This window comes from Phocaeicola sp. (assembly GCF_057861905.1).
This window is the reverse complement of sequence record NZ_DBMACV010000033.1, coordinates 1-24,971: the sequence shown is the minus strand read 5'-3', so window position 1 is coordinate 24,971 and position 24,971 is coordinate 1. Positions and strand designations below refer to the sequence as shown.

Below are 24,971 nucleotides of genomic sequence, written 5' to 3'. Positions count from 1 at the left end.
ATAGGCTGTCCGCAGATAGCGAATGCTGAGGGAATGGTGGTAGAGAGTGGTACTATGAATGCCGTCCAGCAGAAAGTAGAAGCGAAAGGTATTGTGTATGATGCTACAGGGTTCCCTGTTATTGGTGCATCAGTGGTAGAAAAGGGAAATTCGACGAATGGTGTCATTACTGATCTCGATGGTAATTTTACGCTAAGCGTAGCAAAAAATGCTATCATTGTAATTTCGTATATGGGTTATCAGACTCAGAAAGTACAGGTGACTCCAGGGTAAATTCTTAACATTACGCTGAAGGAGGACAATCAGGTCTTGGACGAGGTTGTCGTGGTAGGTTACGGCGTGCAGAAGAAAGTCAACCTGACTGGTTCCGTGGCTACCGTAGAAGGTGAAACATTGGAACAGCGTCCGCTGGCAAACGCTACTCAGAGTTTGCAGGGTATGGTTCCGGGCTTGTATATCGACAATACCAATGCCGGTCGTCCGGGTGCTACTTCTTCATTGCAGTTGCGTGGTCAGGGAAACCTGTCGGGAGATGCCGCTCCCTATGTGCTGGTCGACGGGGTGGAAATGGATCTTGCCGATGTTAACCCGAATGATATTGAAAACATCTCCGTTCTGAAGGATGCCGCTGCTTCTTCTATCTATGGTGCGCGTGCGGCTTACGGTGTGATTCTGGTCACTACCAAGAAAGGTAAGGAAGGCAAGGCACGTGTCAGCTATCAGGCTACCTTGGGCTGGACTTCTCCGATGTCGTTGCCGGAGATGGCTAATTCATACGAGTTTGCTACTTATTTCAACAAGGCTTGCGAAAACGCCGGCATGGTGAAACAGTACAGCGACGAGAAGCTGGCACAGTTGTAGCAGTATATCAACGATCCTACCGGACTCGATCCGTGGGCAGAACTGACTCCCGGACAGTCGATGGTGGCTGCTTTCGAAAACAGTGCCAAAGGTCTGGGTAATACCGATTATTTCGATCTTCATTATAAGGATGTGGCTTTCAAGCAGAACCACAACGTCAGTGTGAGCGGCGGTGGCGAAAAGGCACAGTACTACATCTCGGGTGGTATGTACAAGGAAGATGGTCTGTTGCGTTATGCTGATATCGGTTATAAGCGTTTCAACTTCAGTACCAATGTTACGTCGAAGGTGACCGACTGGCTGAAGCTGAAGGTGAATACCAAATATATGAACTCAAGCAATGAAACTCCGTTTGGTACAGGTGCGCTGAGCGAAGGTTTCTATCACTCGCTGGCACGTTTCCGTCCGACGGTGAGCGTAGTCGATCCGAACGGTAACTTTACCGAACTGTCTATGATTCCGTACTTGCAGAGCGGTACTAATACCAATACGGAGAACAACAACCTGACCATGACAGGCGGTCTGGAACTGGAGCCGCTGAAGGACTGGCACATCTTCTTCGATTATACTTACCGTTATAATACGCGCGATTACTGGGCGCTGAAGGTGCTTCCGCAGATTCCGAATGCTTCGGGCGATGCATACGATATCGGTACACGTACGGAGATTGCCGACGGGGCAAGCAACTCGTATACCCGCTACGACATGAACAACCAGTATCAGTCGGTCAACCTGTATACCAACTATTCATTCTCCCTTGCCGACAAGCATAACTTTACCGTGATGCTGGGTTATCAGGAAGAATATTATAAATATCTGTACGATTCTGTAACGGATATCCTTTCTACCAGCAATCCGAGCCTTGAAATGGCAAACGGCGACCGTACCGTGAAAGATACACGCTACGCATGGGCTACCCGCGGTTATTTCGGACGTATCAACTACGATTTCATGGGACGCTATCTGGTGGAAGTAAACGGACGTTACGACGGTTCTTCACGCTTTGCCAAAGGAAACCGCTGGGGATTCTTCCCGTCAGTTTCTCTGGGATGGAACATTACGCATGAATCGTTCATGGAGAAGACACTGGATGTACTGTCTAACCTGAAGTTGCGTGTGTCTTGGGGTCTGCTGGGTAACCAGACTGGTGCTGCTTACTATACATTTGCTTCTACCATGGACCCGACTTCTCTCGGCAACTGGTATTTCCAGAACGGACGTGAGGGTTATCTGAGTCCGGGTTCGGTAGTCGACTCCAATACTACTTGGGAAAAGGTAGAACATAAGAATATCGGTATCGACTTCGGTTTCTTCGGCAATGCCCTGACCGGATCGTTCGATGTGTTCCAGCGCGATACACGTGATATGTTAGGCCCTTCGGTGGCTCTGGCAGACTTCTTCGGTGCTGTAGCTCCCGAAACCAACAACGCCGAGATGCGTAACCGTGGTTGGGAACTTACCCTGCAATGGAGAGGAAAGATCGGCAAGGATATCGATTATTCTATCGGCGGTTCGCTTTCTGATGCTACCTCCGAGGTTACTTCTTACGAAGGTGATGGTTCTGATCCTTCAGAAAATTGGTACAAAGGAAAGAAAGTGGGTGAAATCTGGGGATACCGTGCTTCCGGTCTGATTCAGACACAGGAAGAAGCCGATGTGTATAACTCTACTTACGATTTGTCTTACCTAAGCGGACAGAAATGGATGCCGGGTGATGTGAAGTATGTCGACCTGAATGGAGATAACAAGATCAACAACGGTACCAATACCGTAGGCGATATGGGTGATATGACCGTCATCGGTAATACGACTCCGCGTTACCAGTACACCATCAACGGATCAATCTCGTGGAAAGGTCTTTCACTGAGCCTGATGTTCCAGGGCGTAGGCAAGCGCGACTGGTGTCCTGCCATGAATACATCTTACTTCTGGGGTTCGGGTGCATACGCACAGGTCACTGTCTTCAAGGAACACCTCGACTACTGGACACCGGAAAATCCGGATGCTTACTATCCGAATCCGTACACGGCCGGTAATCAGGCTGTCGGCAAGTTCCGTGCCAAGACTTCTCAGAAGTCCGACCGTTACATGCAGAGTGCCGCTTATTGCCGTCTGAAGAACATGACCATCAGCTACGACCTGCCGAAGGCATGGATCGAAAAGATTCACCTCACCAAGGCTCAGGTATTCTTCTCGGGCGAAAACTTGCTGACCTTTACCAAGCTGAGCAGCATCTTCGATCCGGAAGGTCTGTTTACTCAGAACAGTTACGGTAATGCGCTTGAGCAGGCTGGTAAGAACTATCCGATGACGAGAGTATTCTCTGTCGGTGTCATTTTAAATATGTAAAAACGGGAAAACGATTATGAAAAATATACATTTACTGATTGCTTCAGTTTTATGCCTGGGAACAACTTCTTGCTTCGACATGAATCAGGAACCTCAGGGAGAGATGTCTACGGTAGGTGCTTTCACTACAACCAGTGAAATCAACATGTACCTGAATATGTTCTATCAGGGCAGCGTGCCTGTGATGGGTGGAGGTACGGTCAACAATTCGGCTATCAAGACGCAGTCCAGCAGTAGTACCAACGGTATTGCTTTCGGCGATGCCAACAGTGATAACTTGTATCCGAATGCAATCGATACGCGTTTGGCGGGTGAGACTTCGCTTAGCAACGCTGCCGAGTTGAGTGATTACAAGGCGATACGTAACGTGAACTTCCTGCTTCAGAATATCCAGAATTGCGAGGAGAAGGGAACCGACTACAAGCAGTGTCTGGGCGAGGCGTATTACTTCCGTGCGGCTTACTACTATCACCTGCTGGTGAATTACGGTGGTGTGACCTGGGTAGAAGACCAGTTGGACCCGGATGCCGAACTGATGAAGCGTCCGCGTAATACACGTACCGAGATTGCCGATTATATCTTGAAGGATCTGCAGGATGCCATCACGAACCTGAGCGAGCAGGACAATAATGCTACCCGTCGTGTACACCGCGATGTAGCCCGTGCTCTGAAGAGTGAAGTGGCGCTGTTTGCTGCTACATGGGAAAAATATCACCGTGCAGAGAACGATCCGTTCTATGACAAGACACTGACCAATCCTGATGAGAAAATCAAGGACTGGCTGAATCAGGCGGTAACGGCTGCCAAAGAGGTGATCGACCGTAATGTATGGAGTATCCATAAAACGGGTAACCCGCTGACCGACTACCGCGACATGTTTATCGATACCGACCTGAGCGACAATCAGGAGGTACTGTGGTGGAAGGAATACAATGCTTCTGCCGGCATCGGTCACAACGTTACATACTATGCTTGTGAGGGAGGTGGACAGATTGGCGTGTCTGCTTCGCTGGTGGACGATTATCTGACGATTGACGGCAAACCGTTTACCGGTACTGCCAAGCTGGAAGCCAAACGTACGTACGGAGCCGAGCTGAGTCCCGAACTGCGTGACCCGCGTCTGTCGCAGACAGTCTTCATGCCGGGACAGCAGATTCAGAGTGACGGTACGGTTTATACATGGCCGCCGCTGGATGCAACCAACTATCACCAGAATACGACCGGTTATTCTATTTTGAAATACGAAGAGTTCAACACCTCGAATACGGCTGCCTATACCACAGCCAACCGTAGTCAGGCTCCGGCTATCCAGGTACGTTACGCCGATATTCTGCTGAACTATGCGGAAGCACTGGCCGAACTCGACGGTGCAGGCAATGCCAGTGAAATTCAGAAAGCCTTGCAGCCGCTGCGCGACCGTGTGAACATGCCGGGTGTAGATTTCGACCGCGAGTATAATACCGATGCCGATTATCCGTTCCATAACCTCGATAAGTACATTCAGGCTGTACGCCGCGAACGTCGTGTGGAGAAAGCCCTCGAAAACTGCCGTCTGACGGATATCTTGCGCTGGGCTGCTGCCGATGAACTGATCGTTGGAAAGACTCCTACCGGTGCTTTGTATACAGGCAGTACGCTGGGCGAACATTTCGACGGTATCATGACCGTAGGTTCGAATATCTGGCTGAAGGATGGTTATATCGTATCGTTCAACAATACCAACTATCCGAATGGCTGGCAGTTCAACTTGAAACGCGATTACCTGTTGCCTATCCGTCAGGAAATGGTCGGTGGTCTGACCGGCGGTATGTGGGAACAGAATCCGGGCTGGTAATTTCCCGATTCCGATACATGCTTCTCGGAAAAGGGAAAATAATACCGGCAGAAATTATCTGAAAACAAGCAGGGGGATAATAAAACCCGCGCTTGAATTAGAATTTGCATAAAAGGTAAAGTCCGGGGAAAAAACATTTCCATGCTTCCTCGGACTTTTTCGCTTGATAGCTTTGGGTATTCTCTCCGAAGCAGGTATCTTTGTAACAAGCTGTATAAACTTTTACTTACTTTATTTCATTTTATGAAAACATCTTCATTCCTTTACCCGCTGACGGGTATGGCGGCTCTGGCTTCACTGGCTTCGTGCGGCAGTGAGAAACAGGCTCCCAAGCAGTACAACATTGTGTATATCATGACCGACGACCATACGGCGCAGATGATGAGCTGCTATGGAAGTCGCTTTGTGGAAACTCCGAATCTGGACCGTATCGCCAACGATGGCGTAATCTTTACCAACAGTTTTGTGGCTAACTCGCTGAGCGGACCGAGCCGTGCGTGTATGCTTACCGGCAAGCACAGCCATGCCAACGGATTTACCGACAATACTACGTGTGTGTTCGACGGTTCTCAGCAGACGATGCCGAAGCTGTTGCAGCAGGCTGGTTACCAGACGGCTATCATCGGAAAATGGCATCTGGTGAGTCTGCCTACCGGATTCGACCATTGGGAAATTCTGCCCGAACAGGGTGATTATTATAATCCGGACTTCATCACGATGGACAACGATACCGTCCGCAAGGAGGGGTACGTCACCAACCTGATTACGGATATGAGTATCGACTGGATGGAGAACCAGCGCGACAAGAACAAGCCGTTCTGCCTGTTTATCCATCACAAGGCTATCCACCGCAACTGGCTGCCTGCATTGGAAGACTTGCCGCTGTTCGAGGACAAGACCTTCCCGTTGCCCGACAATTTCTACGATGACTACGAAGGTCGTCCCGCTGCCGCTGCTCAGGAAATGAGTATCTGGAAGAACATGGACCTGATTTACGACAACAAGATGAATCGTGCCGACAAGACTTCTCCGCTGAAGGAAAGATACGAAAGCTACATCGGTCGCCTGAGTCCGGAAGACCGTAAGGTGTACGATGACTTCTACCAGCCGATTATCGACGACTTCTACAAGAAGAATCCGCAGGGTAAGGAACTGGCCGAATGGAAGTACCAGCGCTACATGCGCGACTATGCCAAGGTGGTGAAGTCGCTCGACGAAAATGTGGGTCGTGTACTCGACTACCTGAAAGAAAAGGGCATGCTCGACAATACGCTGGTAGTCTATACCTCCGATCAGGGATTCTACATGGGCGAACATGGCTGGTTCGACAAGCGTTTCATGTACGAGGAATCCATGCACACTCCGCTGATCATGCATCTGCCGAAAGACTTCAAGGCGAAGGGTGAAATTCCTCAGATGGTACAGAACATCGACTATGCCCCGACCTTCCTCGAACTTGCCGGAGCACCTATTCCCGAAGATATTCAGGGTGTATCGCTGGTTCCGCTGCTGAAGGGTGAAAAGCCTGCCGACTGGCGTAAGTCGCTGTATTATCACTTCTATGAGTTCCCGGCAGAACACATGGTAAAACGTCATTACGGCGTACGTACCGACCGCTACAAGCTCATTCATTTCTACAACGACATCGACGAATGGGAATTGTACGATTTGAAGGAAGACCCGACCGAAATGCACAATATCTACGGTCAGCCGGGTTATGAAAAGATTACAGAAGACCTGAAAGCTGAACTGGTGAAACTCCAGACTCAGTACAAGGATCCTATCGAACAGAAGCTGAAGCAGGCAAAAGAAGCGGCTGCTCCGGCTGAGAAATAAGATGGGAAAACATAAGCTATAAACAAGCCCGTCGGTGATGAAGTGAATGACTCTGAATCACCGACGGGCTTTTCTTGTATATTATGTATTCAATAGTCTTGAATACTTTCCGCTTGGTTTCGGACGGGCTTGTTGTTCTTCTGCTTATTTTTATTCCCGTCGTTCTTGGGGGGTGATTATTTCTTACAAATGAAATACCACGCCAGCGAAGGAATTTATAACCTATATACCCTTGTATTAACGCGATAGACACGATTAATATTGCTTGAGCTAACCCTCACCGGTCGTATCATATCCGGTCAGCTTCCACATACCCGTGCATCACGGCATAGATGGCAAGCCCCGAAACGGACTTGATGCCGAGCTTCTCGGTAATGTTCTTGCGGTGCGAGATAACCGTCGTCAGGCTGATGTTCAGCTTGTCGGCTATTTCCTTGTTGATAAGCCCCTTGGTAATGAGTACCAGTACCTCTATTTCACGAGGCGACAGATCATGGCTCTGCTGCATTTCTTGCGGAGATACCGGATGATGTGTCGCTTCGTGTCCTTGTTTTCGCATCTGCATGATGGAAGCCACCAGCTTGTCCTGCGGCAGACAGACATTCAGGGTAGGGACACCGTTCAGCAGAGGCTGTTCGCCCGCTGCCAGCACGATGGTCTTCGGACGTCGTTCCAGGAAAAACGACGTATGCTCGAAGTACGTCTGTGCCGAAACAAAATAATGGCTGTACATGTCCGGCGTATCGTCTATCAGTCTGGCGAACGACGGAAATCTGCGGATGGTCGCTACGGGGATAAGTTCTTCCAGAATGGTCTGCAAGCCCAGTGCCGTCAGCGTATTCTGTTCTACGATTGCTATTTCAGGGATATGTTGCATCTTGGTTATAGGTTATGTTTTTCACACAGGTTCATTGATTCATGTCGGAGGAATTGTTCCAGTCCGTCAGATTGTCTTTTTCTGGGCAAGGTTTCTGTATTAGTTTCTGCAATTTGCTCATGCTTTCTCCTCCTTTTCTTCCTCTGTTGAATTGCTTGGTTTGTTTATCATCTTCCATACACTTTTCACTTCGTCAATCAGCTGTGCCTGTGTGGGCAGATAAAGCTGGTATTCGCTGGCTAATATGGTCTTGTTGTCTTTGGGGAGAGCCATGCGTACAGCCGTGTCGTTCTTGCTGGTACAAAGCAAGATGCCGATGGTCGAATTTTCTTCCGGCAGCTTCTCTATACGGTCGTAATAGTTGACATACATCTGTAGTTGTCCCAAATCCTGATGCGTCAGTTTGCCGGTCTTCAGTTCCACTACTACAAAACATCTCAACAGGCGGTTGTAAAACACCAGATCGGCAAAAAATTCATCGTCCTCCAATAGGATGCGTTTTTGGCGTGCTACGAAAGTAAAGCCTTGCCCCAGTTCGAGCAGGAAGTGTTGCAAATGGGTAATGATGGCTGATTCCAGATCTTTTTCATAATAAGCCGGTTTGCGCTCCAACCCTAAAAATTCTAGATACATGGGATCTTTGATAATTTCCAACGGCGACTGTGGAATACGTTCTTTTCGGGCTACCGCAAGAACAGCTTCCTTGTCATTACTCAGCAACAGGCGTTCGTAGAGTTGCGAGTTGATTTGCCGTTCCATTTCACGGGCGGTCCAACAGTTGTTTACTGTTTCCAGCTCATAATATTCCCGTTTATTGGGGTCAGAAATGGTAATCAACATTTTATATTGTGTCCAGTTCAATTGCGACCGCAGTGCGGACGCAATTGGATAAAGTCTGTAAAATTGTCTGCAACGTTCGAGCTGGCGTACAGAAAAGCCGCTTCCATATTCCGGTTGCAACTGCTTTGCTAAGTTTTTGATAAGGTAGCTGCCATAATCGGCACGGTCTTTACCCTGCTGTTCTTCTTCGAGAATGCGTTGTCCCATCTGCCAGTACATCTGTACTCGGCAAAAATCCACGCTGCGTACCGCATTCGTGCGGGCTGCATCGATAATCCTGCGGATATCGTCGAGAAACGTATGGATATTTTGCTGTATGCTGGTTGCCATATCTGTGTTTATTTCTTAGCTTATCTACCTTGTTCCCTTATCCTCGCTGCAAGTACGCCGCCACGGCATCGGCACACCGTTCGCCGTCGATACCTGCCGACACGATACCGCCTGCATAGCCCGCACCCTCTCCGCAGGGGAACAATCCTTCTACGGTGACGTGCTGCAAGGTTTCATTGTCGCGCACGATGCGGATAGGTGCCGAGGTACGTGTTTCCACGGCAATCATCACCGCCTCGTTGGTCAGGAAGCCGTGCGAGCTCTTGCCGAACAACTGGAAGCCGCGGCTCAGACGACTGCTGATGAATTTCGGCATCCAGAAATGAAGCGGCGAAGAAACCAGTCCCGGACTGTACGACGTGTCGGGCAGGTCGTAGCTCACCTTCCGGTTGATGAAGTCCGCCATGCGCTGCGCAGGAGCCGTCTGTTGCATGTTACCCTGCTGCCAGCAGAGTTGTTCCAGCTTCTCCTGAAAGTGCATCACAGCCAGCGTATGCACGCTTCCTTCCGGCAGTTTTCCCGAACGGGCAATCAGTTCCTCGGTCTGTGCCTCTGCCGAACCCTGAATGGTTTCGCACGCCTGAAGCTGCAAGTCGGGCAGGAGCAGGTCTTCGGGACGCAATTCCACTACCATACCAGAGTTGCTCCACTTCGTGCCACGGTTGCTGGGACTCATGCCGTTCACCACCAACTGGTGAGGTCCGCTGGCTGCCGGCACCACAAATCCTCCCGGACACATGCAGAAGCTGTACACCCCGCGACCGTCTACCTGCTGTACGAAGCTGTATTCCGCTGCCGGCAGATACTTTCCTCGTCCGTTCTTGTTGTGATACTGAATCTGGTCGATCAGCATCGACGGATGCTCCAGACGTACCCCCACGGCGATACCCTTGGGTTCGATGGTCACTCCGTTGGCATACAGCCAGCGGTATACGTCGCGTGCCGAATGTCCCGTAGCCAGAATCACCGGACCGTGGAAGGTCTTTCCCGTATTCGTTTCAATGCCTGCCACCTTGTTGTCCTTGATGAGCAGGGCGTCCATGCGTGTCTGGAAGTGTACCTCTCCACCGCAGGCGATGATGGTGTTTCGCATGTTCTCGATCACCCTCGGCAACTTGTCGGTTCCGATGTGCGGATGCGCGTCTATCAGGATGGAAGTGCTTGCCCCGTGCTGGCAGAACACGTTCAGAATCTTGTCCACGCTGCCACGCTTCTTGCTGCGCGTGTACAGCTTGCCGTCGGAGTAAGCTCCCGCACCTCCCTCGCCGAAGCTGTAGTTCGATTCCGGGTCCACTTTGTGCTCACGGCTGATGCGGGCAAGATCCGTCTTGCGGTCGCGCACGTTCTTTCCGCGCTCCACCACTACCGGACGCAGTCCCAGCTCTATCAGGCGCAGGGCAGCAAACAGACCGCCCGGTCCGGCACCCACCACAATCACCTGAGGCTTACCCTCCACGTTGCGGTATTCCGTCCGCACGAACTCCTCCTCGGTAGGCGTTTCGTTGATAAACACCTGCACCTTCAGGTTCACGTAAATCGTCCGCTGGCGGGCATCGATGCTTCGCTTCAGCACCCGTACGGCGTGGATGGTACGAATGTCGAGCCCCTTCTCGCGGCTCACGTATTGTTTGATATGCTGTTCGCTGGCTGCCTGCTCGGGCAGAACTCTTAACTGGTATTCTTGTATCATAAATGGTTGTTTTTGTTTACTATGAATCAGAGTCAGGTTTAAATGATAATAAGCTGTCTGTATTGAAGCGGTCAAAGAACGGAAATAATGGCATCAAGATTATAAAACCGGGTGTTGTACATTTTCCCGTCGGAGGCAGTTGTTTCCATTTTGGAAATAACTGAATTTTCATTCAGCTCACCGTCTTCGAATATATTTTTCAGATGCTTGCTGATGGCTGGCACTCCTATGTCGAACAGCTCGGCTATTGCTTTTTGCGTAGCCCAGATTGTTTCGTCTTTATAGAGCACTTGTATACCGTTCTCTTTTCCTTCAAGTTGGAAAATGAGAAATTCTGCCGTACTGTTTCGTATGTTGAATTTCTTTGCCATAAATTATCTTGTTAGCACTCTTTTACCCGAACAACTGCCGGAAAGCCTCTTCCACCTTGCGCACGGGTACCAGCTCGATCTTGATCTTCTTGCGGTCCAGTCCCTGCAGGTTATGCTTGGGGACGAGCATCCGTGTGAAGCCCAGCTTCTCCGCCTCGCTGATGCGCTGCTCGATGCGGTTTACGGGACGGATTTCGCCGCTCAGGCCCACTTCGCCTGCCATGCACACGCCCGCTTCAATCTCCGTGTCCATGTTGCTCGACAGGATGGCACTGATTACCGCCAGGTCGATAGCCGGATCGTTCACCTTCAGTCCCCCCGCGATGTTCAGGAAGACATCCTTCTGTGCCAGCTTGAATCCCACACGCTTCTCCAGCACCGCCAGCAGCATGTTCATGCGGCGCAGGTCGAATCCCGTAGCCGAACGCTGGGGCATACCGTATGCCGCCGTGCTCACCAGCGCCTGCACCTCGATGAGGAACGGACGAATACCCTCTACCGCACAGGCGATGGCAATGCCGCTCATGCCCTCATGGTCTTGCGTCAGCAGCAGTTCCGAAGGGTTGCTCACCTGCCGCAGCCCGTCCTGACGCATCTCGTAGATACCCAGTTCCGCCGTACTTCCGAAACGGTTCTTGATGCTCCGCAGGATGCGGTACATGTAGTGCTGGTCGCCCTCGAACTGAAGCACCGTATCGACGATATGCTCCAGCACCTTCGGTCCGGCGATGCTGCCCTCCTTGTTGATGTGCCCGATGAGGATGACCGGCGTACCCGTTTCCTTGGCAAATTTCAGGATGGAAGCCGAACACTCGCGCACCTGTACGATGCTGCCCGGCGACGAGTCGATGTTCTCCGTCGAAATGGTCTGTATGGAGTCGATGACCACCAGGTCGGGAGCCGTGTTCTTGATGTTCGTGAAAATCTGCTCCAGCGACGTTTCGCACGCAATGAGCAGGTTGCTTGCCTCGGGGTGGGGGATGCGGTCGGCACGCAGCTTCAACTGCCGTGCACTCTCTTCGCCCGAAATGTACAGCACCTTCTTGTCCGTGAGCCGGAGTACCGTCTGCAGCACCAGTGTCGACTTTCCGATGCCCGGTTCCCCGCCTATCAGCGTGAGCGAACCCTCTACCAGTCCGCCGCCCAGTACGCGGTTCAGCTCGTCGTCGCCCATGTCGATGCGCTCTTCCTCTCCCGAGGTGATTTCGTGCAGCCGCTGCGGTTTCGAGCGTACCGACTCGATGCCGTGCGCCACATGCTTGGCTACGGGCACTTCCTTGCGCACCACCTCTTCCACAAATGTGTTCCACTGCCCGCACGACGGGCACTTGCCTGCCCATTTGGGCGATTCCTGTCCGCAGTTGGTGCAAACATATACGGTTTTTTCTTTCGCCATGATTCGTTGGTTGGGTTAAGTTCTTATCTTTGCAAAGATACTAAAAAACGGGCGTTTTTCCTCGTGTTTGGACGGCTTTCTTTCGGGTTTCGGACGGCTTGTGGCGGAAATCGGGGGAGGGCTTTCCGGGTGATGACGGGGCGATTTACCGGTTTTTGTACAAAAACTAAAATCTTTTGTACAAATTCTGCTGAAGGTCTTGTGGAAAAGTCCGGAATTTTCGCAGGCTTAAAAAAAGTTAATGCCTTTCTGCTTTCAATGCCCTCCCTGGAGTTTCGGCCGAAACTCTTCTTTGATTATATCTTTGTTTATTTATATATAAAAGGAAAGAGTGGTGCCGTTGGTGGTGACACCCGTGTCCCGCTTTGGGTGATAATTGCCTGTGAAACAGAGTAGTAAGTGGTGACATCCGTGGTGCCGTCGGTGTCCCGCCTGCTGTTTGGCTCCCTTTTTTCCGACCTGCTGCCGGTGCGAACTTGCTTAAATCGCAACTACGTGCAGGGATGTTTCATTTCTGTTAAATTTTTGCGTTCCTGATAAAATGTTATGTGATTTTCTGTTTTTGTGAGGAAAATGTAAAGGATAATTTTGCTTTCGGTGTGATAGTGTCGGCGTAAAATCCGTAGGCTGGCTTGTATTGCATATTATTTGCATTTTTAATAATAAATTAATTAACATAATCGAGTTAATGTCCTGATAAATTTGACTTTTGCTCCTGATTTTTTAAATTTTTTTGCTATATTTGTGTTTGATTTATTAATAACACAAAAACAATTTGAGAAAACGTATGAAAAATCAATTGAAGCATTTTCTATTGTTTGCGGTGCTTGTCATATTTAGTACAGTCACTGCTGTAGCTCAGGCTACATTGAAAGGCAAGATTGTAGATGCGGAAAATAATGAGCCTCTTATCGGGGCAACGGTTTCCGTGCAAGGTTCAACTGAAGGTTCTGTAACGGACATCGACGGAGTGTTCTCGTTGAAAATACAGAAGTCGGGAGTAACCATCGAATTCAAGTATTTGGGATACAAGACCAAAACCATGAAAATAACCAAGAAGGGTGTTGTTGATCTTGGTACAGTTTCTATGGAGTCGGACGCACATGTGCTGAATGATGTGGTGATTACTTCGTCTATCGCAGTAGCCCGTAAGACACCGGTTGCCGTATCGAGTGTAGCCATGGATTTCATCGAAGAAAAGCTGGGTACACAGGAATTTCCTGAAATCCTGAAATCTACTCCGGGTGTACATGCCAACAAAGACGGTGGTGGATATGGTGACTCTGAAATCTATATGCGTGGATTCGGTAATGAGAATATCGCCGTGATGGTGAACGGTGTGCCGATGAACGATATGGAATGGGGTGGAGTTTACTGGTCAAACTGGGCCGGACTGACCGATGTGACTCGTACGATGCAGACACAGCGCGGACTGGGTGCTTCTAAGGTTTCTGCTCCTTCTGTGGGTGGTACGATTAATATCATCACTCAGAGTCTGGAAAGCAAGAAAGGCGGTACAGTAGCATATTCGCTGGGTAACGACGGTATGAACAAAATCCTGTTCAGCGTGTCTACCGGTCTTTCCAAGTCGGGATGGGCCATGACGTTGCTGGGTGCCAAGACCTGGGGTGACGGATATGTACAGGGTAGCGACTTCGAAGGATACAATTACTTCTTGAATATTTCAAAGCGTCTGAATGATGCTCATCAGTTGTCGTTGACTGTTTTCGGTGCTCCGCAGACGCACTATCAGCGTAATGGTGCCTTGACAATCGCCGACTGGAAGATGACTGAAGAGGTGTATGGCGTGAAGAATTACAAATACAATTCTACTTATGGTTTCGATAACGAAGGACGTCGCCGCACCAGCGAATATAACTCGTACCACAAGCCGCAGATCAGCTTGAACCATCAGTGGCAGATTGACGAAAAGTCATCGTTGAGTACGGTTGCTTATGTTTCTATCGGTCGTGGTTACGGTTACTCCGGACAGGGTAATGAATATTATGGCTATTCTTATCAGGACTGGAAGGGTGCCAACTATGGCGTGCTTCAGACTAAATTCCGTAAACCGGACGGTACGTTCGACTATGGAGCTATCGAAGACATCAATGCGCAGAGTGAATACGGTTCTATGCTTGCCATGAGCTTGTCGAAGAACTATCACAACTGGTATGGTTTGCTGTCGACTTATACTACCAAGTTCGGCAAGTATATCGACTTCTACGGAGGTGTGGATTTCCGTTACTACAAGGGTACACACACCAACGAAATTTCAGACTTGTACGGTGGTCAGTACTTCATGGACTCTACCCGTGGCGATGTGCTGGCTGAAAACAATATCGCTGCTGCCGACCCGATGTGGAAGTATGAAAAGCTGGGTGTAGGCGACGTGGTTTACCGTGACTACGACGGACATGTGCTGCAGGAAGGTGCTTTCTTCCAGGGCGAGTTCAACAAAGACAAGCTGTCGGCTTTCCTGGCAGGTTCATTGTCGAACACTACTTACTGGCGTTACGACCGTCTGTTCTACGACAAGGCTCATGCCAAATCGGATAATGTCAGCTTCATCGGATTTACTGCAAAAGGTGGTGCCAACTACAATATCACCGACAATCATAACGTATTCTTCAACTTGGGTTACATCAGCCGTGCGCCGAAGTTCTCTTACGGTGCGTTCATGCAGGCTAATGCAAGCCACGCCATCAACAAGGATGCCAAGAACGAGAAGGTGTTGTCGTTCGAGCTGGGTTACGGTTTCCGCAACAGCTGGCTGACTGCCAACGTGAATGCTTACTGGACCAAATGGCTGGACAAGGCGATGACAAAGTCTGGTCAGCTCGACAATCAGGAACGTACGGAATACTACATGAACATGACCGGTGTAAACGCACTGCACAAGGGTGTGGAACTGGATGTGAAGATTACTCCGCTGAGATGGCTGGACATTACCGGTATGTTCTCTTTGGGTGACTGGAAATGGGACAGCAACGCTACCGGTTATGCTTACGACGACAAGGGTATGCCGCTGAGAGAAGACGGTACTCAGGCAAGTGGCATCGGTGCTCCCGACCATGTATCGGCTTCCATCAACCTGAAGGGTGTACGTGTAGGTGGTTCTGCTCAGACTACTGCTGCTCTGGGTGCTACCTTCAAGATCAACAAGTCTATCCGTGTGGGTGCCGACTGGACTTACTACGGACGTAACTATGCTTACTATTCTTTCAGCGGAAGCGACCTGAAACTGGGTAAGGAAATCAGCATCGCCGACCCATGGAAGATACCTGCTGCAAGTCAGATTGATATGAATGCTTCTTATCGTTTCAAACTGGGTAAGCTGGATGCTACTCTGTCTGGAAACGTGAACAACCTGCTTGACTACCAGTACATTTCTAAAGCATTCAATCCTAAATCGGGAGAGGTTTCGGACCAGACGATTTACTGTTACTATGCTTTCGGACGTACGTATAGTGTGAGATTGAAAGTAAACTTCTAATCACCTGTTTAATAGAATAGAATTTATGAAAAAAATATTATTTATATCAACCGCATTGCTGGCTTCGCTGACTGCATGTGATGATTATAATGACCAGTTTAACCTCGACTCTCAGATTTCGGATGTAAAGAAGGGAGTCGCTATCAAATTGGCGGCAGCAGATTATGCAACCATTGCCAATAATGCAACCAACAAGGAAATCGCTTTGTCGAAAGACCCCGAAAACGGTACGTATGTAGCAGCGCTCGAGGCTATCGGAAAAAACAGATATTTTGCCAGCAAGACTGAAGCTGAATGGTTCCTGCCGGCTTTCATTACTGAAAAATATCCGCAGGCTGATGCCGGATCTCGTTTCTCGGTTTCGTACAACATGTATAAGGAACCGTCTACTTATCTGGCCGACTTCAAGAACCTGAAGGAATATACGCTTTCGAATACCGATTACCGCAATGTATGGGGTGAAACGGCTTCGGCTACTTATCTTTCTCCGTCTACCCTGAAGAAACTTCCTGAAGTGTTGTCGGGTGCCGTAAGCAATCCTGCCGAGGGAGATATGATGGTGGTAAACTATGCATATTCTGAATTTGAGCCGAGTGCTGGCGGTGGTTCTGTCGTTCCGATGGTGTACCAGAAGGTGACTTCGTTCGACGGCGAGGCTGGTAACTATGTGATTGCTGCCAAGGCTGACGACGGTAACTATTATCCGTTCGGAAAACTGGACAAGGAAAGTTATAACTATGGTTATATGAACCCGTCGCCTATTACGGTGGGCGAGAATGGTGTGATTGCCAATGCCGACGGTGCGGAACAGGTGGTTACACTGGGTAAGAGCGACAATGGATTTACCTTGCTGAACGGCTGGTCGAAGTATATTTACCTGAGCGGTACATACAACAGTTTCAACGTTTCTTCTTCACTTCCTACCGAAGGTGGTGAATGGACCGTGAACAGCAACGGAGACGGTACCTTTGCACTGGTGAATGTAGAAAAGAACAAGACTGTAAAACTGACGTATGTCAACGATAAATACAGTTACGGAGCTTATCCGGAATCAAGCTATACTTATTTCTCCGACCCGATGAACAAGGAGAGCGACAAGTTCACCATCAAGGATGTAAAACTGCCGGAAGGTTCTACATATGTTTGGAAAATCGATTCATACGGTTACTATAAAGGCTCTGCTTTCGTAAACAATAAGAATCTGGCTTCTGAAAGTTATGTGGTTTCTTCGGAAATCGACCTTTCGAAGGCTACTGCTCCGGTGCTGAGTTTCAACCTGGCTATCAACTTCCTGAATGGTAACAAGGCTACCGATTTCTTTACCGTAAGAGTTTCTTCTAATTATACGGGTGATGTGGCAGGTGCTACCTGGACAGACCTGACTTACGATGCATCGAAGGTGGGTAGCTCGTGGACTTTTACCAATCAGTCTATCGACCTGAGCCAGTTTAAGGGACAGAAAATCGTGATTGCATACGGTTATAAGAGTACAGACCAGTGCGCTCCGACTGTGGAACTGAAAAATTCTTCGGTGAAGGAAAAGAGCTATTGGGATGTATGTCTGTTTAAGGAAGTTCCTGAAAACGAAGTGGCTGCGGCTATGATGCGCATGACACGTGCTTCGGGTGCTTATGCTAACTCTTCTGCACTGTATGTATACAGCGACGGCGCATGGGTTGAATATAATAAAGAAGATGTAAATGTATTGGTTGCCGATCCGAAGTTCTACGCTGAAATCGGTACGGACTACGTTTCTAAACCGTCGGTTATCTTCCCGGTTTATCTGGCACAGAAATTCCCGTATGCCGTGAAGGGCGAACAGGTAGCAGTGGTTTACAAGAAAACAGCCGACAGCAACCCGATTGTTGAGGAATATACACTGAACGGTACATGGGCTGCGTCTACTAACTACTCTACACGTACTACTATCTTCGAAAAGGCTGCCGACGGTACGTATACCGCACAGGCTGGTGTTTATCTGGATGAAGCACTGACTGGTGGCAGTGACGGTGGATTCACTGTACAGGATATCGCACTGACAGGTGTAAGCTATGTATGGAAGAGTGACGCAAGCTACGGATGGAAGGCTTCGGCATTTATGAACAATACCAACTATCCGACCGAAAGCTGGCTGCTGACTCCGGCTATCGACTTGTCGGAAGCTGTATCGCCGCAGTTGTCGTTCGAAGAAGCTCACAAGTTCCTGAACAACAATCCGCTTTCGGAATTCATGATGATTAAGGTTTCTACCGACTATGTAGACGATGTGGAATCTGCTACATGGGACGACGTGGAAATCGACGAAACACAGTGGTCCGACGGACAGAGCTGGGACTTCTACAAAGTAGGTCCTTATAGCTTGAGCGCGTACATAGGTCAGGTTATCCGCATTGCATTTGTTTACAAGAGTACAGACAGTGCTGCTCCGACTTGGGAAATCAAGAATGCTTTGGTAAACGAAGCTGAATAATATTATAATGTATATCCGCTGGTTCTTTTTCTGACGAGGAGAAGAACCGGCGGATATTTTTCTCTTTACTCACGATATCTTAACAGGTTTAGTTATGAAAAAACATTTATTTATTTTAGGGCTGGCACTGGCTTTGTTCAATGTCGGCTGCGATGACCAGAATACCATCCCCAATGGTTATGTACAAACGGTTCAGGAAGGAGCCTCTACGCTTGTCCTGAAAGGATACGAAAATGCTTCATTAGGCTTTTCTGTATTCCAGCCGGAAGGATTCGATTCTCCTCTCTATATTCAGGACAAGAAATTTTCGGGCAGTGCTTACAGCTTTACACAGGTAGCGGCTGCACGTCTGGATGAGATGACCACTGTGCCTGCAAACGTAGAATGGCAGTCGGATGCTACCGTTACGGCTGGTGCGGCTTACTGGGCTCGCTATACTGCGTCTTCGGTTTACCGCTTTGTGAAATTCCGTGTAACCGATATCAGTGGCAACAATGTAACGATTGAATATGTAGTTACCGACCAGACAGAAGAGCGTCCGAATGATAATGTCAATGCGAACGTGGGTTATGAGAATGTTTCGGTAACCGGATACGAAATTCCTCATCTGAATGACCAGAATGTATACGCCGATCATTATGTAACCATGGACGGAGTACAGATTCTGAACTATGCGCTGGAATGGGATAATAGCAAGCGTCATGCCAACTGGGTAGCCTTTACGTTCGATACAATAACTTCGGCCGATGCAGTGAAGCGTACAGATGCCTGGGCAGTAGACCCGAAACTTCCGGCAGAAATGCAGACTCAGGAAAGTGACCATAAGAGCGACGGTTTCGACAAAGGACACTTGTGTGCTTCGGAAGACCGTGTGTATCTGAAGGAGGCAAACGAACAGACTTTCTACTACAGCAACATGTCACCGCAGTTGAACGACTTCAACGGTGGTTTCTGGGCTAAACTGGAGGCTCGTGTACAGACATGGGGACGTTCTACTACAACCGGTACGTACGACAAGGTGTATGTGACGAAAGGTGGTACACTGAACAAACTACTGAAGAACTTCAAGGGTACAGCCGTATCGGGTGGTACGCCTACAACCGATGCCAACGGATTCACCATCCACGGACTGGCTTGTCCGGAATATTATTTCATGGCTATCCTGAGCCAGAAAGACGATGTCTTCCATGCCATTGCTTTCCTGGTTCCTCACAAGGAAGGATTGAACAGAACTCCTTCGTCTGACGAACTGAAAGAATATGTGGTTTCTGTAGACAAGCTGGAAGAGGAAACGGGTATCGATTTCTTCTGTAACCTGCCCGACGTGATTGAAAACGAAGTAGAGGCTGCTTACAACCTGAACGACTGGGCGTGGTAATAGGAGAATAGGCGTATGAAGAAATATCTGTTGACAGTAATATGGGCGTGCCTGGTTGTATCAGGCTACGCTCAGGACAAGAAAGGTACGCTTTACGGAGTTGCCTTTTACAATCTGGAGAATTTGTTTGATACGACCCACGATGAGGGTAAAAAGGATTACGAATATTTGCCCGACGGAAAGAACAAGTGGAACGAGGAGAAGTATCAGTCGAAGTTGAAGAATATGTCGACGGTACTTGGTTCGCTGGCAACCGATAAGGTGCCCGAAGGGGCAGCGGTCATCGGTATGGCAGAGGTGGAAAACCGTCGTGTGCTGGAGGACTTGCTGAAACAGCCGGCCCTGGCAAATCGTGGTTACGAAATTATCCATTATGAGGGACCGGACGAACGGGGTGTGGATTGTGCGTTTTTCTATAACCCGAAACTGTATACGGTGACAGCTACAAAGCTGGTGCCATATGTACTGGCTCAGCCGACTGACCGTCCGACTCGTGGTTTCCTTGTAGCCGACGGCAAATTGGCAGGCGAGCGTGTAGCATTCATCGTGAACCACTGGCCGTCAAGAGGTGCTGCTTCGCCGGCTCGTGAACGTGCGGGCGTGCAGGTGCGTGCCTTGAAGGATTCCTTGCAGCGTCTGGACTCGAAGATCAAGATCGTTATCATGGGCGACATGAACGATGATCCGATGGACAAGAGTATGGCAGAAGCCCTGGGAGCAAAACGTGAAACCAAGGACGTAGAGAAGAAGGATTTGTACAATCCGTGGTGGAATACGCTTGCCGGAGGCGACGGTACGCTGAAGTACAGAGGCAAATGGAATTTGTTCGACCAGATTGTATTTACAGGCAATTTCCTGAACAAACGCCATAAGAAACTGAGTTATTACAGTCACGAGATTTTCAAGCGCGATTTCCTGATACAGTCGGATGGCAGATATAAAGGTTATCCGCTGCGTACACAGGCAGGGGGCCGATGGATGAACGGCTATAGCGATCATCTGCCTACGGTGGTGTATTTCATCAAGAAATAATTTATTCAAGTAAGATTTAGTTTTATTAGATGTAATATGATTTATTAAAAGATGATGCGTTTCAGTGACGCATCATCTTTTTTGTTTTCCATTGTAGAATTATTAAGGGGTATTCCACGTGTAGTCACGTATAGAGATGAATTGGGCTAAAAGGGTGTAGGTGGACTATGGAACAGGAGTCGTACGAATATTATAGGTTTAAAACTTTTTTGTACAAGTAATAAGAAGTTTTTTGTTCTGGAATACGTTTTCTTATATTGTATTTTTTTATTACAAAATAATTTGCTTTGTAGAAAATATTTAAATATCTTTATGGCGTGATAAGATAGAGAAGAGTATTTGAATGTTGTAATTGTATTTAGTTTCTTTATTCTGTATGTCTAAATCTGTTTTGTTTTATATACTGGTATCGGCTTCTGTAATATTAGGTACTGTTCGTTTATCGGCCCAGGATATTGCTCTTAAAACCAATGGATTGTATTGGCTGACAACGACTGTCAATGCAGGAGTGGAGATTGCTGTTAGTAATAAGCTGACTATAGATTTTCAGGCAGCCTATAACCCATGGACATTTCAAGATGACAAAAAAATGCGCTTTTGGCTGGCGCAACCGGAATTAAAATATTGGTTGTGTGAAAAGTTTGAGGGGGCATTTTGTCGGTTTCCATTTGCATGGAGGGCAATATTTCGGTGGCTTTAATGATACACGATATGATGGATATTTAGCAGGTGCGGGTGTATCTTACGGATATGACTGGATTTTATCACCTCATTGGAATCTGGAGATGGCGTTAGGAATAGGATATGCTCATTTGTGGTTTGATAAGAGCCCGCGTATTTATTGTGAAAAATGCAGGAATAGCGAACGGAAAAACTATTTCGGTCCAACTAAAGCTGCTATTTCGTTAATCTATGTTTTTTAAAAGAAATGGAGTATGAAGAAACGACGTGGTTTATTAAGTGGACTATCAGGTATAGTGTTAGTAAGTTTGCTCGCTGGATGTGCTTCTGGTCGGCATCTCCAAAACCGACTGTCTGTACTTCCTGATTCCTCTGTACTGGTTCCGGATACGTTGGGGAGTGTGCATCTGGATATGGTTTTCCAATTGCCGGAACATTATTTGTCGAAACGTAACAGGCTGGTTGTTGTACCTCAATTACTGATAAACGGTGAGGTGCGTGAGGAATTGGCACCGGTTGTTGCTGATGCATCTATTTATGATAAGAAGCTAACTCGTAAACAGAAGATTGAGGGATATCGAGATAGGTATGATACACGAATGAAGATAGACGATGTTTCAAAAAGAATCGATATTCCTTACCGGAGCAGTTTTGTTGTTCCCGATGACATGGAAACCGGATATGTACGTGCAGTGATAAGTAAGGATGGCTGTGGTGAATGTACGGGCATTGATACGATAGACATAGCTCAGATTAGTAATCCGGTATCGCTTGTCGATGTAAAGAAGGGAATGAATCTGGTTTGGATAGAACCGGAGTTTGTCATCCGTCCGAAAATACGTGAGGGACGAGGAGAGGCACGCCTTCAGTTCCTTATAAACCGGTACGATATCAATATGGAGTTGGGAAACAACCGGCAGGAGATGGAAAGTATGACGCAGACTTTACGTCCGCTCTTTGCAGATACACTGGCACAGTTACGTGATTTTCTGATTAATGGGATGGCTTCGGCCGACGGAGGATATGCCTTCAATACCAGACTGGCACGAAATCGTGCGGCATCGGCCAGAGAATGGGTTATAGAAACATTGAATATCCGTCCGGAAATACAGAAACTTATAAAAGTGGGGTCCAAACCCGAGGGCTGGTGGCCTGTATACGAAGCGATGGTAGCAGACGGGAATCCGGATTCGTTGGCGGTAAAACAAATATTGACTCGTTATACGGAAGGAAACGATGATGTACAAGAACGTTACATCCGTAAGTTGCCTTGCTGGAATGACATTAAGAACAAATATCTTCAGAAAGACCGTAAAGTGGAATATATCTACAGTTATACACTCCGAAGCTTTACTACCGACAAAGAACTGCTGGATATGTATACAAAGCGTCCAGATGCTTTCAATGAAGACGAATTACTGCGCGTTGCTTCGTTAATGGAAGAAGATAGCAAGAAAAAAGAGATTTATCATACACTGATGACATATTTTCCACAGTCGCAGGTAGCTGCCAACAACCTGGCAGTACTCTATTTGCGTGACGGAGAGGAAGAAAAGGCAAGAAATACACTTGAGAGACTTGATAGTCATTCTCCGGAAGCGATTAATACGCTTGCCGCAGGATATGTTTATGCTGGAGATTATGAACGGGCTATAGAATTATTGCAGGAAGTGGATTTGCCACAGGCACGTTATAATCTGGGACTTTTGAAAGCACGGCAGCGTAAATTAAATGAGGCTTATCATCTGCTGAAAGATTTTCGTGACGTAAATGTTGCAGTGGTAGCACTAAGTGTAGCCCGCAATACTGAGGCAAAGGAAATTATGGATAGTGTAGAAGATAACAGTTGTCTGGCCGAATATGTACGTGCCCTGATTGATGCACGTATGAATAATGATTCTGGTTTTTACAAACATATACGTAAAGCTTGTGAGCAAGAATCATTACGTATCAGGGCTGCCGGAGAACCTGATTTTATTGATTATCGGGGGGAAGCTGCTTTTCGGAAAATTGTAGAATGATAAACATTAACAGAAGTGGAAGTTATGAAAAAGAATAGATTATATCTTGTCTGCTGGGTACTGATGATACACATGATTGGGTTAACATCATGTATCCGTGATGAAATATTGCCTTGTCCGCCTCTGCAAGTGATGATTGATATTGAAGACAAGAATTATGACAATATTGACTTTATCGAAGAAAAGACCGGGTTGGATTTTCGTAAGGATGAAAGCATGAGCTTTCGGAGTTATATCCAAAAGTTGTTTTATGCGCTCTATGATCTGGAAACCGGTGAGATTGTTTTTACTCGCCATTTACACGATGTAGAAGGAGATGCTTCAATGGCTACTGCCTACTTGCCGGAAAATCTTCCGTTCGGGCGTTATGGATTGGTGGTATGGGGAAATATTCTCAGAGAAGATGGTATTGTTGCAGATGGTCGCTTTGGCACTTATGATTTGCATCAGGGACATGTAGAAGGATATGATGTGTATATGACTGCCGATGAATTACTCTATGATGAAGTGAATTACAGTTATATAGTGAAGTTGAAGCGGATTAAAGGGAAGCTGCTTATTCAGGCATTAAATTTTCCTCCGGAAATAGGTTGGTCTAAGAAAACGGTCAGTGGAGTAACCGGAAATGTAGATTATGAGTTGAATTACTCGGAACCGGAAACAGTAGTAACCTATACGGAGTGGAAAAACCGGACATCGGAGTTTGTAAGCAGTACGTTTTTGTCGCCTTCTGCCACTTCGTCCGGTAGTACGGTAGATGCAGATTTGTATGATGAGCCGGAAATGCTGGAGCCTGTGATCAATCTTGAAACTGTTTCTGTAGAAATAGAGCGCAATAAAATAACCGTGTTACGCTATGTATATGATGAGAGTACAGGTAATACAAACATTTATGTTTTACTGGATGACGGCTGGGATGCAGTGCATAATCTGGAGAAATAGACTGACGGAAAGATAGATGTTTAACCTAAATATAAGTGAGAATGAAAGCAAAATTTTTAATGATGGCTGTGGGGGCTGCTATGATGGCTTTTACGGCATGTACCAATGAAAAGATTGTTTATGTGGAAAGTGACAATGGTACTGAACAGCTTAAACCGGGCGAAGGTATCATTGAAATTGCATTGTCGAGTGCTACTACACGTGCGGCACGTCCTATCGATCATTTTAATCCTACAGTTGCTACTACGGATGGTGGAAACAATGTAAACTGTATTGGCTTTAGGGTGTATAATAATGCAGGAGAACTTGATGGTAATGTAAAAGTTACTGCGGTAGACAACTCTGATGTTACAGAAACAATATTGAATGAGTATGTACTGCAGAAGAATTTAAGTAGCTATGGCGACAATACGATAAAAATTAAACTGTCGGGATTGTCTCAAGGAATTAATAAGATTATTGCTTATGACCTGAGTTCGGGATAAGTTTAGAATAAGGCCAGTTGTTTTGAGTCCTCAATATAGTATCCTTGCAATGCATCCGGTTTGTTTTCAAAGAAACAATAAG

15 protein-coding genes and 2 pseudogenes are annotated in these 24,971 nt (G+C 47.6%); 12 read left to right on the top strand and 5 right to left on the bottom strand.

The genetic code is table 11. The annotated features are described in order from the left end of the window. Positions 1 to 33 precede the first annotated feature (33 nt). From ACZM60_RS08075 to ACZM60_RS08065, 3 genes and pseudogenes are all read left to right on the top strand, one after another. A pseudogene (locus ACZM60_RS08075) lies at positions 34 to 3,210 on the top strand (SusC/RagA family TonB-linked outer membrane protein). A 16-nt stretch (positions 3,211 to 3,226) separates the two neighbouring features. Next, the gene (locus ACZM60_RS08070) at positions 3,227 to 5,044 is read left to right on the top strand and encodes a RagB/SusD family nutrient uptake outer membrane protein (RefSeq protein ID WP_489521241.1); all 1,818 of its coding nucleotides are present in this window, start codon (positions 3,227 to 3,229) and stop codon (positions 5,042 to 5,044) included. 243 nt (positions 5,045 to 5,287) lie between these two features. Then, complete coding sequence (locus ACZM60_RS08065) at positions 5,288 to 6,880, top strand: sulfatase family protein (RefSeq protein ID WP_489521240.1); 1,593 nt, start codon at positions 5,288 to 5,290, stop codon at positions 6,878 to 6,880. A 289-nt stretch (positions 6,881 to 7,169) separates the two neighbouring features. Here ACZM60_RS08065 and ACZM60_RS08060 read toward each other — a convergent pair whose 3' ends face one another. The 5 genes and pseudogenes from ACZM60_RS08060 to radA form a co-directional block, all read right to left on the bottom strand. Beyond that, on the bottom strand, positions 7,170 to 7,757 hold the full coding sequence (locus tag ACZM60_RS08060; RefSeq protein WP_418586339.1) for a helix-turn-helix transcriptional regulator: 588 nt from the start codon (positions 7,755 to 7,757) through the stop codon (positions 7,170 to 7,172). Between the two features lie 117 nt (positions 7,758 to 7,874). Then, a complete protein-coding gene (locus ACZM60_RS08055) occupies positions 7,875 to 8,927 on the bottom strand; it encodes a PDDEXK nuclease domain-containing protein (protein WP_489521239.1) in 1,053 nt (350 codons plus the stop codon). Between the two features lie 37 nt (positions 8,928 to 8,964). After that, positions 8,965 to 10,617 (bottom strand): NAD(P)/FAD-dependent oxidoreductase, encoded by a 1,653-nt coding sequence (locus ACZM60_RS08050; protein ID WP_489521238.1) that lies wholly within the window; start codon positions 10,615 to 10,617, stop codon positions 8,965 to 8,967. 77 nt (positions 10,618 to 10,694) lie between these two features. Beyond that, a pseudogene (locus tag ACZM60_RS08045) lies at positions 10,695 to 10,988 on the bottom strand (virulence RhuM family protein); the annotation flags it as partial. A gap of 22 nt (positions 10,989 to 11,010) precedes the next feature. Further along, a complete protein-coding gene (gene radA / locus ACZM60_RS08040; protein ID WP_021971683.1) occupies positions 11,011 to 12,384 on the bottom strand; it encodes a DNA repair protein RadA in 1,374 nt (457 codons plus the stop codon). Between the two features lie 787 nt (positions 12,385 to 13,171). On the opposite strand from radA, the gene ACZM60_RS08035 reads away from it, so the two are divergent. From ACZM60_RS08035 to ACZM60_RS07995, 9 genes are all read left to right on the top strand, one after another. Further along, the gene (locus ACZM60_RS08035; protein WP_021971681.1) at positions 13,172 to 15,880 is read left to right on the top strand and encodes a TonB-dependent receptor; all 2,709 of its coding nucleotides are present in this window, start codon (positions 13,172 to 13,174) and stop codon (positions 15,878 to 15,880) included. Positions 15,881 to 15,905: 25 nt separating this feature from the next. Further along, positions 15,906 to 18,350 carry a choice-of-anchor J domain-containing protein gene (locus ACZM60_RS08030; RefSeq protein WP_489521237.1) on the top strand — a complete coding sequence of 815 codons (2,445 nt, stop codon included), beginning with the start codon at positions 15,906 to 15,908 and terminating at the stop codon, positions 18,348 to 18,350. A 94-nt stretch (positions 18,351 to 18,444) separates the two neighbouring features. Continuing rightward, positions 18,445 to 19,728: a DNA/RNA non-specific endonuclease gene (locus ACZM60_RS08025; RefSeq protein WP_489521236.1), complete on the top strand. Its 1,284-nt coding sequence runs from the start codon at positions 18,445 to 18,447 to the stop codon at positions 19,726 to 19,728. 15 nt (positions 19,729 to 19,743) lie between these two features. After that, the gene (locus tag ACZM60_RS08020; protein WP_021971678.1) at positions 19,744 to 20,760 is read left to right on the top strand and encodes an endonuclease/exonuclease/phosphatase family protein; all 1,017 of its coding nucleotides are present in this window, start codon (positions 19,744 to 19,746) and stop codon (positions 20,758 to 20,760) included. A gap of 376 nt (positions 20,761 to 21,136) precedes the next feature. Further along, the gene (locus ACZM60_RS08015; RefSeq protein ID WP_489521235.1) at positions 21,137 to 21,460 is read left to right on the top strand and encodes a DUF3575 domain-containing protein; all 324 of its coding nucleotides are present in this window, start codon (positions 21,137 to 21,139) and stop codon (positions 21,458 to 21,460) included. Beyond that, positions 21,393 to 21,683: a DUF3575 domain-containing protein gene (locus tag ACZM60_RS08010; protein ID WP_489521234.1), complete on the top strand. Its 291-nt coding sequence runs from the start codon at positions 21,393 to 21,395 to the stop codon at positions 21,681 to 21,683. The genes ACZM60_RS08015 and ACZM60_RS08010 overlap by 68 nt, the downstream gene beginning before the upstream one ends. A 12-nt stretch (positions 21,684 to 21,695) precedes the next feature. Then, positions 21,696 to 23,462, top strand: a complete 1,767-nt coding sequence (locus ACZM60_RS08005) for a tetratricopeptide repeat protein (RefSeq protein ID WP_489521233.1) — start codon at positions 21,696 to 21,698, stop codon at positions 23,460 to 23,462. Between the two features lie 24 nt (positions 23,463 to 23,486). Next, a complete protein-coding gene (locus ACZM60_RS08000) occupies positions 23,487 to 24,404 on the top strand; it encodes a hypothetical protein (protein WP_489521232.1) in 918 nt (305 codons plus the stop codon). Between the two features lie 41 nt (positions 24,405 to 24,445). Beyond that, positions 24,446 to 24,889 (top strand): hypothetical protein, encoded by a 444-nt coding sequence (locus tag ACZM60_RS07995; protein ID WP_489521231.1) that lies wholly within the window; start codon positions 24,446 to 24,448, stop codon positions 24,887 to 24,889. Positions 24,890 to 24,971 lie beyond the last annotated feature (82 nt).

What these genes read in the sequence shown, in the direction of transcription:
- ACZM60_RS08055 (WP_489521239.1), bottom strand. Translation starts at nt 8,927, where the DNA reads ATGGCAACCAGCATACAGCAAAATATCCATACGTTTCTCGACGATATC.
- ACZM60_RS08000 (WP_489521232.1), top strand. Translation starts at nt 23,487, where the DNA reads ATGAAAAAGAATAGATTATATCTTGTCTGCTGGGTACTGATGATACAC.
- ACZM60_RS08005 (WP_489521233.1), top strand. Translation starts at nt 21,696, where the DNA reads ATGAAGAAACGACGTGGTTTATTAAGTGGACTATCAGGTATAGTGTTA.
- ACZM60_RS08070 (WP_489521241.1), top strand. Translation starts at nt 3,227, where the DNA reads ATGAAAAATATACATTTACTGATTGCTTCAGTTTTATGCCTGGGAACA.
- ACZM60_RS08060 (WP_418586339.1), bottom strand. Translation starts at nt 7,757, where the DNA reads ATGCAACATATCCCTGAAATAGCAATCGTAGAACAGAATACGCTGACG.
- ACZM60_RS08050 (WP_489521238.1), bottom strand. Translation starts at nt 10,617, where the DNA reads ATGATACAAGAATACCAGTTAAGAGTTCTGCCCGAGCAGGCAGCCAGC.
- ACZM60_RS08065 (WP_489521240.1), top strand. Translation starts at nt 5,288, where the DNA reads ATGAAAACATCTTCATTCCTTTACCCGCTGACGGGTATGGCGGCTCTG.
- ACZM60_RS08035 (WP_021971681.1), top strand. Translation starts at nt 13,172, where the DNA reads ATGAAAAATCAATTGAAGCATTTTCTATTGTTTGCGGTGCTTGTCATA.
- radA (WP_021971683.1), bottom strand. Translation starts at nt 12,384, where the DNA reads ATGGCGAAAGAAAAAACCGTATATGTTTGCACCAACTGCGGACAGGAA.
- ACZM60_RS08015 (WP_489521235.1), top strand. Translation starts at nt 21,137, where the DNA reads ATGTCTAAATCTGTTTTGTTTTATATACTGGTATCGGCTTCTGTAATA.
- ACZM60_RS07995 (WP_489521231.1), top strand. Translation starts at nt 24,446, where the DNA reads ATGAAAGCAAAATTTTTAATGATGGCTGTGGGGGCTGCTATGATGGCT.
- ACZM60_RS08030 (WP_489521237.1), top strand. Translation starts at nt 15,906, where the DNA reads ATGAAAAAAATATTATTTATATCAACCGCATTGCTGGCTTCGCTGACT.
- ACZM60_RS08020 (WP_021971678.1), top strand. Translation starts at nt 19,744, where the DNA reads ATGAAGAAATATCTGTTGACAGTAATATGGGCGTGCCTGGTTGTATCA.
- ACZM60_RS08025 (WP_489521236.1), top strand. Translation starts at nt 18,445, where the DNA reads ATGAAAAAACATTTATTTATTTTAGGGCTGGCACTGGCTTTGTTCAAT.